Raw genomic sequence first — 11,248 nt, 5'->3', positions numbered from 1 at the left:
GTGCGGATGTGCTGGAGCTGCGCCAGCTGCTGGCGCCGGATAGGGTCATCTGGATCGGGGGTGAGGCCGTGCAGGGGATGCGCAAATTGCCCGAAGGAGTCTCCCGCTTCAAAAGCCTGGAACAACTGGTAGGAGTGAATTAGCTCAGTGGCGCGCTGTTGAGGAATAATGGAAAGCGACCCGACTCATCTGACGTTGGCCTTGGCATAAATAACAAAGCTTCTTTCATGCAAAATTATAATTTTCTCGCACTATAACAATTCGACACTGCATTCATATTGAATGTTTCAATCAGTCTTATTGTTCATGCGCCGTTACGGCGTATTACCGAGTGCTTGATAATCGTGCAGGGAAAGAGTGACCGTGGAAGGTGTTAATCATGCACAACGAAGACGCTTCGCACGAAGGAATTACTCACTGTGCTGTATAAACTTTACAATGCCCATACCCGCGTAGACAAAACCTGGATCCGTCGCTTTGCTCATGGATCCAGGCTACTGAGTAATCAAACTAGCCAGCCACATTGAACTTGCGAGGTGAAGGAACACCTCGCCTGTTCAGGTATTATGGTCAACTCTGGCGCTTCAGCACCCAGATCTCGAGCAGCGCCCACTCTTCGCCGGGATAATTTTCCTGCTCCAGCGGTGACAGGCGACGATGACGCGAAGCCATGCTGCCGACGAATTCGAGCCGTTCCAGCAACATGCGCTTGGTCTCGTCGGCTTTTTCCAGAGCGAAGGGATTGAGGAAGTTCACCAGCATGTAACCTTCCCCGTCGCCTTTGGCGAAGGCGTCCAGTAGCCGGGCAATCGCTTCGGGTTCGAGATAGACCAGTGACGCCGTCGAAATAACAATATCGGCGTTTTGCATGACTTCTTCGACCTGGTTCTGTACGTCCGCGGGCGCGGCATTGAGGTCGGCTTCGATGGTTTCATCGTACAGGCCGGCCGCATGACCATAGGCGAGGGCGTTGGCAGAGATATCAATGCCGGTAGTGGTTGCGGGGAAGCGGCGCTGATCATCAATCTGTTGACATGCCTCGGCGTCGCGCCAGTTGTTGCGAATCGCGTCGTAATCCATGCCGTACAACGTTGCCATGGTGGTATTGCCAAAGCAGCCGGCCAGATCCACAAACTTCATCGGCTTGTCAGCGCTGCCCTTTTGCTGGGCCCAGGGCAGGATTAAACGATCAAAGGTCTGGCGATTGAAATTGTCCGAAACATATTCCAGCGCATCCATGATGCGCTCTTTGAAAGGCACGGGATTTTCGGCCACGTAAATATCATCGAAATGCTGCTTTTTTTCATCGGTACGCACATCCGGCTTGGACATGGGGACTCCTTGTTTGCTGTCAATTATAAATTTCCAAATACTATTTTCCGATTATACCGGTTCCACAACTCTTTCTACAGGCCTCATCTGACTCTGCGTTCAACAAACGGCGCGATTTTCGGCTAAAAATCTCGGCCTGTGTTCTATAGCCGCAATCAGATGCGTACTATTTTCCGGTTGCCAGATGGGCTATGTTATTAATCGGGCAATCACTGAATTTGTCTGTTTTTGACTTTCATACCTGCTTTGAATGCCAAAACTTCTTACGTTTAACTAACTGCCAATGGACACAAATACGTTTATGCAACAACAAGCTCGAAAGTTCCTCTGGTTTATTCTACGCCGATTCGAAGCAGGCGAGGGGCCATACAATTACAGACCGCTCAATCGCAAAATACTGATCGTGGTTGGCCTGCTTTTTGGTGTGCTTTGCCTGGGAACGGTCTATCTGGCTATCAGCCACGGTGGCTTTGGTTACTTGCTTCCCGTGATTGTGTTTTTCTCTGTCGCTTTCGTCTGTCTCACGATAGGCCTGCTTGGCTCCGATCGGGCGGTGGCCAATCTCTGGGGGAATCGCTAGTGCGGTAGCCAGCCTGTTCTGGCTGACTACTTGTCTGGCACATCAGGCGGCGGGGCGTTGCAGAGCGGCTTCCACCTCGTCGCGTTTGGCCTTGCCCTGCAGGTGTTCGATCAGGATCAGCGCAAAATCCATGGCGGTACCGGGCCCCCGCGAGGTAATCACTTTGCCGTCCACGACGACCGGTGTCTGTTCGTATTGCAGGTTGTCGGTCTGTATATTGTCCAATGCACCGGGGAAACTGGTGGCATGCTTGCCATTTAATAAGCCGGCACTGGCCAGCACCTTCGGCGCGGCGCAGATAGCCGCGGTATATTTGTCGGCATCGGTCATCTGCAATAACAGCGTGTGAATGCGTGGATCGTTGTTGAGGTGATCGGCACCGGGCAGACCACCAGGCAGCACGATCATATCGAAATCCCTGTCCAGCACCGCCTCCAGGGTAGTATCCGGCATCAACACGGTTCCCCGGCTGGCCTTGACCGGCTGATCGTCGAGACCGACGGTGGTCACCTCCACACCGGCACGACGCAACAGGTCAATGACGGTTACGGCTTCGAGTTCTTCGCAACCCTGGGCGAGCGGGATGAGTACATTGGCCATGTTGAATCCCTCCGTTGTTGTCGCAGTTCAATCAGTTCGGACACCGGCACCAGGCGCACGCCATGCGCTTGCAGTACCGGCAGCCACTGTTCCAGCGTGGTCAGGGTTGCCGGGTAGGGGTGGCCGATAGCCAGGGCAGTGCCGTCACGCCGGGCCCGCTGGATCAGTTTAGTCAATTGTTCGGCAACTACCTGCGCATCGTCGCGGCGATAATCCAGAAAGATATCGCGCGAGGTGTTGCGTATCCGCCGCTGGCTGGCCTGTTTCTCGGCCACAGTATGGCGTGTGGTTCGGCTGTCGATGAAATAGAGATCATCGCGAAACATGGCGGCCTGCATCAACCAGCGCATGCGGCTGGCACTGGCGGTCAGGCGACTGCCCATGTGGTTGTTGAAGCCCACGGCATGGGGCACCGCCTCAAAATTATGGCGTACCGCGGTTTTGAACTGTTTTTCGGCCATATCGCTGACCAGCGCCCCGGGGCCAAGCGCTGCCCCGGACTCGGCCTCCATCGGAACGTGGATCATCACTTCTTTGTTCTGGCCATGGGCGTAGCGGGCCAGCAGGCGAGTAAACGGACGATGGGGCAGGATGGCATAGGTAATCGGACCGGGCAGGTCGATCGCCCGCAGCCCGCTGCGCTGCTGGTTGCCCAGATCATCAATGATGATACTGACGGCCGGCTGCAGTCGGTCAACCGCGACCGGTGTGGTCGGGTTGTCGGCCAGCGCACCGGTCGAGCCGAGGAACAGCCCTCCCAGCAACGCACTTTTTGCTAACAGGTTAATCAGGTTTTACTCCTGACTTTTGAGCAGGTGCAACCCCTTGAGCAGGTTCAGCGCCTCAAAGACCGGATAATCGTCGCTGGCCAGGGAAAGATCGTCTTTATCATTCTTCTGGCCTTCGCTGTCCGTCTCTTCATTTTCCCCATTGCCATTCATCAGGTGACCGCCAAGATCCGCCTCCCGTAACGGCTTGAACCCCTCTTCGCGGGCCGCCACGGTCACATCGCTGAGCCGGATATCCGGATGAATCCCTTCGGCCTGAATCGAGCGCATGCTCGGTGTGTAATACAACGCCGTGGTCAGCTTGATGGCGGTATTGTTCTGCAAGTCGATCACCGACTGTACCGAGCCCTTGCCGAAGCTTTCACTGCCCATGATGACGCCACGGCGATGATCCTGCAGGGCACCGGCAACGATCTCCGAAGCCGACGCCGAGCCGCCATTGATCAGCACGACGATCGGCGCACCCTTGAGAATATCCTCGGGTGAGGCACGGGCGGTTTTCTTGTTGTCGGCCGTGCGACCCTTGATAGAGACGATGTCGCCCTCGGTAATAAACGCATCGGAGACGGAGATCGCGGCATCCAGCAGACCGCCCGGATTGTTACGCAGATCCAGCACCAGCCCCTTGAGATTGCCGTCATTTTCTTTTTTCAGCCGGGTCACTTCCTTGCGCAGATCCGAGCCGGTCCGCATCTGGAAGTTGGAGATACGAACATAGCCGTAACCATCTCCCAGCAATCGTGCCTTGACGCTTTCCACGCGGATCTTGTCCCGGGTCAGCTTGAAGGTCATCGGCTTGTCTTCCCCCTCGCGCACGACGGTCAGCGTGATCTTGCTGCCAGGCTTTCCGCGCATCAGCTTGACCGCATCATCCAGGCTCATACCTTTGACCGACTGATCATCAAGCCGGATGATCAAGTCGCCGCTTTGAATACCCGCCTTCGCTGCAGGGGTATCATCGATGGGTGAAACCACCTTGACGAAGCCGTCTTCCATGCCAACCACGATGCCCAACCCGCCGAATTCGCCGGAGGTGCCGATGCGCAGCTCGGTGGTCGCTTTTTCATCCAGGTAGCTGGAATGGGGGTCGAGCCCGGTCAGCATGCCGCGAATGGCATTTTCCAGCAGGGTCTTGTCGTCGACATCCTCGACGTAATTCTCTTTCACACGCTGGAAGACTTCGCTCAATGCCTGCACCGTTTCCAGGGGCAGATGCTCGGCGACCGCCGGCTGGCGCTCGGCAATCACCCCGCCGGTGATCGAGAGGGAAACGCCCAGCACCAGGCCAAGCAGCAGAATAAGGGTGTTACGGGTAAAGGCATTCATTGCTCTAACTCCTGGTGCCAGAGTTCATTCCGGCATGAACTTGTAACGCTACGTCATTGATAACTTTCAGGTATTAACTTTAACACCTTTTATCAGGCTTGTCGGTCAAATCTTCAGCCGCGACGGGTCCGGCGACACCAGCTGGCGGGATTGGTCGGCTTGCCATTGTGGCGGATTTCAAAATAGAGTCCCGCCTCATCCCGGCCGCCGCTACTGCCCACTTCGGCAATCGGCTCCTCCGCCTCGACCCAGTCGCCGACTTCTTTTAACAGTCCCTGATTATGGCCGTAGAGGCTCATGTAACCGTCGCCGTGATCGATGATCATCAGCAACCCATAGCCCCTCAGCCAGTCAGCATAAGCAACCCGACCGGGCGCCACCGCATAGACTGTATTGCCAGCGCTCTCGCCGATCAATACCCCGTTCCAACGCAGCTTGCCGGCATTGCGTGACTGGCCGAACAGTTTTTGCACATTGCCCCGTGCCGGCCAGGTCAACCGGCCCCGCAGTTCGGCAAAACGCTTCTGGCTGTCCTTGCCCGTCAACAGATCGCCCAGCTCCCGATTCAGTCCCTGCAGTAATTGCTGCAACTGTTTTTCGTCCTCCCGCAGGCGGCTCAGCTGCTGATCCTTGCTGTTGATTTCCCGCTTGAGCTGGACCAGTGCCTGGGAGCGCTGGCGAAAGTTTTTTTCCAGTTCCTCTTTTTGCCGGGTTTCACGCGCCAGCAGGGTTTGCAGTTCGCCGCGCTGCGCTTCGATCTCGCTTTCAACCCGATCCAGACGGGTGATGGTCTGGATGGCCTGGTCGATCTGTTCGCTGCGGGCGCGATTGAAATAATCGTAATACGTGGAAACCCGCCCGAGCGCCGCCGGGTTTTGCTGATTAAGCAACAGCTTGAGAAATTCCTGACGGCCGATGATGTAGGCAGCCTTGATCTGCTGCCCCAGCAACTCGCGCTGGCCGGCGAGCTCGCCTTGCAACTGGCGTTGTTCCTGCTGCAACCGGGTGAGCTTGCGGTTCTGGGCTTTTAACTGATCTTTTATATTACGCAGGCTTTTAACCTGCCGGCCGATACGCGTTTCGATCTGTTGCAGTTGACGCACAACGTCACTGTGCAGTTCCCGCCGGGAAGCCAGCTCCTGTTTGAGCTGATCGATCTTCGCCCGCAGCGTCTCCAGCTCGCGGGCCTTTTGCTGTTGCGTGGCGGAATCGGCGTACACGACCGGCGCTGATGCCAGCGGGAACATCAGCGTCAGCAAGAGTATCCAGCGGGAAAGCGCAGCTAACATGTTCGGCATCTTAACCCTGTTATCGCAGCAAATACCATTGCCGGGCGCACAACCCGATAGCCCCGACAGGAGCGGAAATAATAAAGCGCCGGGTAAAACCACCTGATTCAAGTGTTTCACCCGGCGCCTTATATTCAGCGTTTATTGTCGTTAACCGGTTATACCGCGTCCTGCACGGCATCCTCGGAGCGGGCGATCAGGGAGCGGCCGTTCATTTCGGACGGCAGGGGAACGCCCATCAACTCCAGCATGGTCGGGGCAATGTCGGACAGCGCCCCGTTCTCCTCCAGCTTGAAGCCGCGCCCGACATAGATCAGCGGCACCAGGTTGGAGGTGTGCGCGGTGTGCGCCTGATTGGTCTCGGGGTTTTGCATCATCTCGGCATTGCCGTGATCGGCGGTGATCAGCATCTCGCCACCGACCTTGCGGACCGATGCGACCACCCGATCGAGACAGCCATCGATGGCCTCGATCGCCTTGACCGTGGCATCGAAGTTGCCGCTGTGACCGACCATATCGGGATTGGCGTAGTTACAGATGATCACATCGTATTGATCGCCTTCAATCGCCTCGACCAGCTTGTCAGTCAGCTCGGGCGCACTCATCTCGGGCTGCAGATCGTAGGTGGCCACATTGGGGGAGTTGATCAGCACCCGGTCTTCGAATTCGAACGGTTCCTCGCGCCCCCCATTAAAAAAGAAGGTCACGTGGGCATATTTTTCGGTCTCGGCAATGCGCAGCTGATGCATGCCCAGCCCGGAGATGTATTCGCCGAATACGTTTTTCAGCCGATCGGGGGGGTAGGCCACGGGAATATCGTATTCCGAGTTGTATTCGGTCAGGCTGACAAAACGGCCCAGTTTCGGGGTCGCCTCGCGCTCAAACGCGTCGAAATCGGGCTCGATGAATGGCCGGGTAATCTGGCGGGCGCGATCGGAACGGTAGTTCATAAACACCACCACATCGCCGTCTTTCACTTTCACCGGCTCGCTGCCGGCTGGCACGATGGCGGTGGCCTTGACGAACTCGTCGGTCTCGTCGCGCGCGTAGGCCATCTCCACCCCCTGCATGGCCGTCTCGACGGTGAACTCGCCCTTGCCCAGGGTAATCAGATCGTAGGCGCTCTGGATCCGCGGCCAGCGGTGGTCCCGATCCATGGCAAAGTAGCGCCCGATGATCGAGGCAAAACGGCCCCCGCCGATCTCGGCGAACTTGGCCTCCATTTTCTCAATCGACTCAACAGCACTTTTGGGCGCGGTATCGCGGCCGTCCAGAAAGGCGTGCACATAGACCTTTTTGGCCCCTTGCTTGACCGCCAGTTCGACCATGGCATGGATGTGCTCTTCGTGACTGTGCACCCCGCCGGGAGAGAGCAGGCCGAGGATATGCACCGCTCTGTCAGTGTCCACCGCCAGCTGGGCGGCGTCCACCAGGGTCTGGTTGGAGTAAAACGAGCCGGTTTTGATCGAGCGACTGACCCGGGTGTACTCCTGGTAGACCACGCGGCCGGCCCCCAGATTGAGGTGGCCCACTTCGGAATTACCCATCTGATCGGCGGGCAGGCCGACCTCGGCGCCGGAGCCGCGGATCAGGGTATGCGGGCATTCCTGCCACAGGCGGTCCCAGACCGGCTTGTTGGCATGAACGATGGCATTGCCTTCGGTAATTTCGGAGTAACCCCAGCCATCGAGAATAACCAGGACCATCGGTTTCGGATTCTGTGACATAAAGTAGAGGTAAGCGCTCGATTTATAACAAGTTTTAAGTTTAGACGAAGTCTAACGGATAACCCCGCGCGGCGCCAGCGTTATGCCAGCGGGCCCGCCCACCGTCGGCCGGAAAATCCCTACTCCGTCTGCGAAAAGCCTTCTCAAACGGTAGATTATTGTATAATGTTTTATTAATAAAAGGCACCATAGTGTGCCACGACAATTTCAAGACCTGACAACACGCAGGTATAGCATTCGGAAGGTCCTATGAATACAGAAACGATGGAAATGACGGGTCTGATGACCCGCGACGAGGATATCGACCGCGCCTCCCGCTCGCTGAAGGCGATGTCGCATCCGCTACGGCTGAAAATCCTTTGCACCCTGGGCGACCAGGAAACCAGCGTTCAGGATATCGTCGAGCAGGTTGGTACCTCGCAGAGCAATATTTCACAGCATCTGGCAATCCTGCGCGACAAGGGAATTCTCGACTCCCGCAAGGACGCCAACCGCGTTTATTACCGTGTAGGCGATGCGCGGACCCTGCGCCTGATCGAAATGATGCGCGAAGTGTTCTGCAGCGCCAGCTGATCCGGCTGCGACAACCGGCCGAATTATCGGACTGGTTTCAGTCAGGGCAGGGCGTTGCTTGAATTTCGTCCCCTGTCTTTATCGTGACAATATTCTGATGACACTGGAGGCACCACCGCTATGACGACTGAAAGAATCATCCGTTCCCTGGCCGGTTTTCTGTTGCTACTCTCCCTGGCGCTGGGTGTGGAAGCCAGCCCGGTCTATCACAGCGTACACTGGTTATGGCTGACCGCCTTTGTCAGTCTGAACCTGCTGCAAAGCGGCTTCACCAATTTCTGTCCGCCGGAAAAACTGTTAAAACGTTTCGGCGTCAAAAGCTGTAACTAAAACCCGTTTCGCAAGGAGTTCTCGTGGATCAACTCACCACCTTCGTCACCAATAACTGGATCCTGGTCGGCGCCCTGATCGTTATCCTGATTTTGCTGATCAACAGTTTTATCGGCGGACGCTTGCGCGGCTATGCCTCCACTTCGCCCAGCGAGGCGGTGAAAATGATCAATCGCGAGGATGCTCTGGTTCTGGACGTGCGCGAAGACACGGAATATCAGGAAGGGCATATCATCAACGCCATGCATCTGCCGCTCAGCCAGCTTAACGATCAGATGAAAAAGCTGGAAAAACACAAAGAGAAGCCAATCATCGTAGCCTGCCGTTCCGGCCAGCGCTCCGGCCAGGCCTGCACCACGCTCAAAAAGGCCGGTTTTGACAACGTCTACAATCTCGGCGGCGGTATCCTGGCGTGGAAAAACGCCAACCTGCCGCTGGTCAATCAAAAACAAAGCAAATAACAGGGAGGCACGGCATGCCCGACGTCACCATCTACACCACCCGCTTCTGTCCCTACTGTGTGCGCGCCAAGCGACTGCTCGACAGCAAGCAGGTCAGTTATCACGAAATCCCGGTCGACAGCGACAACGAACAACGCCAGATCATGATGGAGCGCAGCAAGGGTCATACGGTACCGCAGATCTTTATCAACGATGAACATGTGGGTGGCTGCGATGAACTCTATGCCCTGGAAGCGGCGGGTCAGCTGGATCAGCGTCTGGGACTGAACAACGCCTGAGCAGAGATCATGAGCGACGCACTGCATATCGTTTGCCCCCATTGCGACAGCATCAACCGGCTGCCGGCCGACAAACTGAGCGCCGGCGGCAAGTGCGGAAAATGCCGTCAGCCGCTGTTCGACGGCCGGCCGGTGGAACTGAGCGCCGCCAACTTTGCCCGGCACATCGGCAAAAACGACATTCCGGTGCTGGTCGACTTCTGGGCGCCCTGGTGCGGCCCCTGCAAAATGATGGCCCCGGTCTTCGAACAGGCCGCCGCGCAATTGCAACCGAAGCTGCGCCTGGCCAAGGTCAACACCGAGGCCCAACAGCAGCTGGCCGCCCAATACCAGATCCGCAGCATTCCGACCCTGGCCGTGTTTAAACACGGTCGTGAGCTGGACCGTCAGGCCGGCGCCATGGATCTGTCGAACCTGAGCCGCTGGGCACAGCAGTTTATCTGAGTCGCACCCTGCCCAGGCCCGTCGCCGATCTGCTACTATTCCGGTCTTTACCGGACAATTTCATATTCACAACCACAAGATAAACTCATGGCCGAAAACGATACCCCGCAAACGTCTGACCAGCAAACTTCCGGCGAGAGCGCTGAACAACAGTTCGCTGTCCAGAAGATCTATACCAAGGACATCTCTTTCGAATCACCCAATGCGCCGGGGATTTTCACCGAACAGCTGCAGCCGCAGATCAACCTCGAGCTGAACAGCAACGGCAAACGCGTCGCCGACGATGTCTATGAGGTGGTTCTGTCATTGACCGTCACCGTCAAACACGAAGAGAAGACCGCCTATCTGATCGAAGTGCAGCAAAGCGGCGTGTTTTATATCAAGGGCTTCAATCGCGACGAACTGGGCCACATGCTCGGCAGCTTCTGCCCCGAAATGCTGTTCCCCTATGCCCGCGAAGTGGTCTCGGATATCGCCACCCGCGGCGGCTTTCCCCAGTTGTTACTGGCGCCGGTCAACTTCGAGGCCCTGTACGCCAAACACCTGGCCGATCAGCAACAGGCCGACACCGACAGCGCCAGTCAATAACCGACCATGTCCCGTCCCGTGCAACGCTTTGCCGTTCTGGGCGCCGGTTCCTGGGGCACCGCGCTGGCCATGCTGCTGGCGGACAACGGGCACAGCGTAACGCTCTGGACCCATCGCCCCGAGCAGGCCGATACGCTCAATCGTGATCGTGCCAACCAGCGCTACCTGCACGGCCTGGGCTTTCCCGACGGCCTGAGTGCCAGCGGTGATCTTGAAGCTACCCTGGCCGAGGCCGAGGTAATTCTGCTGGTGGTCCCGAGCCACGCCTTTCGCGAGACCCTGAACCGCATCAAGCCATTGCTGCGCGACGACCATAAACTCTGCTGGGCCACCAAGGGACTGGAGCCGGACAGCCAGAAACTGCTGCATCAACAGGCCGAGGAAGAGCTGGGCACCAACATCCCCATGGCCGTCATCTCCGGGCCGACCTTCGCCCGCGAAGTGGCGCAACGGTTACCCGGCGCGGTCACCGTCGCCTCTCGCAACAGTGACTATGCCCTGGAACTGGCCCGCGCCCTGCACAACGATCATTTCCGCGCCTATACTGGCGAGGACATCATCGGCGTGGAGATCGGCGGGGCCTGCAAGAACGTCCTGGCCATCGCCGCCGGCACCGCCGACGGCCTGGGCTTCGGCGCCAACGCCCGCGCCGCGCTGATCGCCCGCGGCGTGGCCGAGATCATGCGCCTGGGCGTCGCCCTCGGTGCCCAGCACGACACCTTCATGGGCCTCACCGGCCTGGGCGATCTGGTGCTCACCTGCACCGACAACCAGTCCCGCAACCGCCGCCTCGGCATGGCCCTGGGACAGGGCCGCAGCAAGGATGAAGTGGTCGAGGAGATCGGCCAGGTGGTCGAAGGCATCAACACCTGCAAGGAAGTCTTCGCCCTGGCCCAACGCCACAACGTCGACATGCCCATCACCGAACAGGT

Annotated in this window: 14 protein-coding genes; 8 read left to right on the top strand and 6 right to left on the bottom strand. The window is 57.6% G+C overall.

The features are described from left to right. Nucleotides 1-570: 570 nt before the first annotated feature. Nucleotides 571-1,332: a class I SAM-dependent methyltransferase gene (locus RI563_RS10570; RefSeq protein WP_310694348.1), complete on the bottom strand. Its 762-nt coding sequence runs from the start codon at nucleotides 1,330-1,332 to the stop codon at nucleotides 571-573. 301 nt (nucleotides 1,333-1,633) lie between these two features. Here RI563_RS10570 and RI563_RS10565 point away from each other — a divergent pair, with 301 nt between their 5' ends. Continuing rightward, nucleotides 1,634-1,912, top strand: a complete 279-nt coding sequence (locus RI563_RS10565) for a hypothetical protein (protein WP_310694347.1) — start codon at nucleotides 1,634-1,636, stop codon at nucleotides 1,910-1,912. 42 nt (nucleotides 1,913-1,954) lie between these two features. Here the strand turns inward: RI563_RS10565 and RI563_RS10560 are convergent, their stop codons facing one another. The 5 genes from RI563_RS10560 to gpmI form a co-directional block, all read right to left on the bottom strand. Further along, on the bottom strand, nucleotides 1,955-2,512 hold the full coding sequence (locus RI563_RS10560) for a DJ-1 family glyoxalase III (RefSeq protein WP_310694346.1): 558 nt from the start codon (nucleotides 2,510-2,512) through the stop codon (nucleotides 1,955-1,957). Then, the gene (locus tag RI563_RS10555; protein ID WP_310694345.1) at nucleotides 2,458-3,276 is read right to left on the bottom strand and encodes a divergent polysaccharide deacetylase family protein; all 819 of its coding nucleotides are present in this window, start codon (nucleotides 3,274-3,276) and stop codon (nucleotides 2,458-2,460) included. Before RI563_RS10555 ends, RI563_RS10560 begins: the two co-directional genes overlap by 55 nt. 30 nt (nucleotides 3,277-3,306) lie before the next feature. After that, complete coding sequence (locus RI563_RS10550) at nucleotides 3,307-4,626, bottom strand: S41 family peptidase (RefSeq protein ID WP_310694344.1); 1,320 nt, start codon at nucleotides 4,624-4,626, stop codon at nucleotides 3,307-3,309. Between the two features lie 113 nt (nucleotides 4,627-4,739). Next, the gene (locus RI563_RS10545) at nucleotides 4,740-5,915 is read right to left on the bottom strand and encodes a murein hydrolase activator EnvC family protein (RefSeq protein WP_310694343.1); all 1,176 of its coding nucleotides are present in this window, start codon (nucleotides 5,913-5,915) and stop codon (nucleotides 4,740-4,742) included. Between the two features lie 158 nt (nucleotides 5,916-6,073). Next, nucleotides 6,074-7,642 carry a 2,3-bisphosphoglycerate-independent phosphoglycerate mutase gene (gpmI, locus tag RI563_RS10540; protein ID WP_310694342.1) on the bottom strand — a complete coding sequence of 523 codons (1,569 nt, stop codon included), beginning with the start codon at nucleotides 7,640-7,642 and terminating at the stop codon, nucleotides 6,074-6,076. A gap of 249 nt (nucleotides 7,643-7,891) precedes the next feature. Between gpmI and RI563_RS10535 the strand changes: the two genes are divergently transcribed. From RI563_RS10535 to RI563_RS10505, 7 genes are all read left to right on the top strand, one after another. Further along, a complete protein-coding gene (locus tag RI563_RS10535; protein ID WP_310694341.1) occupies nucleotides 7,892-8,215 on the top strand; it encodes a metalloregulator ArsR/SmtB family transcription factor in 324 nt (107 codons plus the stop codon). A gap of 120 nt (nucleotides 8,216-8,335) precedes the next feature. Then, nucleotides 8,336-8,545 (top strand): DUF2892 domain-containing protein, encoded by a 210-nt coding sequence (locus RI563_RS10530; protein ID WP_310694340.1) that lies wholly within the window; start codon nucleotides 8,336-8,338, stop codon nucleotides 8,543-8,545. Between the two features lie 23 nt (nucleotides 8,546-8,568). Next, complete coding sequence (locus RI563_RS10525) at nucleotides 8,569-9,006, top strand: rhodanese-like domain-containing protein (protein WP_310694339.1); 438 nt, start codon at nucleotides 8,569-8,571, stop codon at nucleotides 9,004-9,006. Between the two features lie 14 nt (nucleotides 9,007-9,020). Next, a complete protein-coding gene (grxC, locus tag RI563_RS10520; RefSeq protein WP_310694338.1) occupies nucleotides 9,021-9,284 on the top strand; it encodes a glutaredoxin 3 in 264 nt (87 codons plus the stop codon). A gap of 9 nt (nucleotides 9,285-9,293) precedes the next feature. Then, on the top strand, nucleotides 9,294-9,728 hold the full coding sequence (gene trxC / locus RI563_RS10515; protein WP_310694337.1) for a thioredoxin TrxC: 435 nt from the start codon (nucleotides 9,294-9,296) through the stop codon (nucleotides 9,726-9,728). Between the two features lie 87 nt (nucleotides 9,729-9,815). Then, nucleotides 9,816-10,316, top strand: a complete 501-nt coding sequence (secB, locus tag RI563_RS10510; RefSeq protein ID WP_310694336.1) for a protein-export chaperone SecB — start codon at nucleotides 9,816-9,818, stop codon at nucleotides 10,314-10,316. 6 nt (nucleotides 10,317-10,322) lie between these two features. Then, on the top strand, nucleotides 10,323-11,248 hold a 926-nt coding region (locus RI563_RS10505), incomplete at its 3' end, for an NAD(P)H-dependent glycerol-3-phosphate dehydrogenase (RefSeq protein ID WP_310694335.1).

Origin of the sequence: Thiohalophilus sp. (assembly GCF_031581315.1) — a bacterium.
GTDB lineage: Bacteria > Pseudomonadota > Gammaproteobacteria > UBA6429 > Thiohalophilaceae > Thiohalophilus.
The sequence above is the reverse complement of the archived record's forward strand: the minus strand, read 5'-3'. Positions and strand labels throughout refer to the sequence as shown.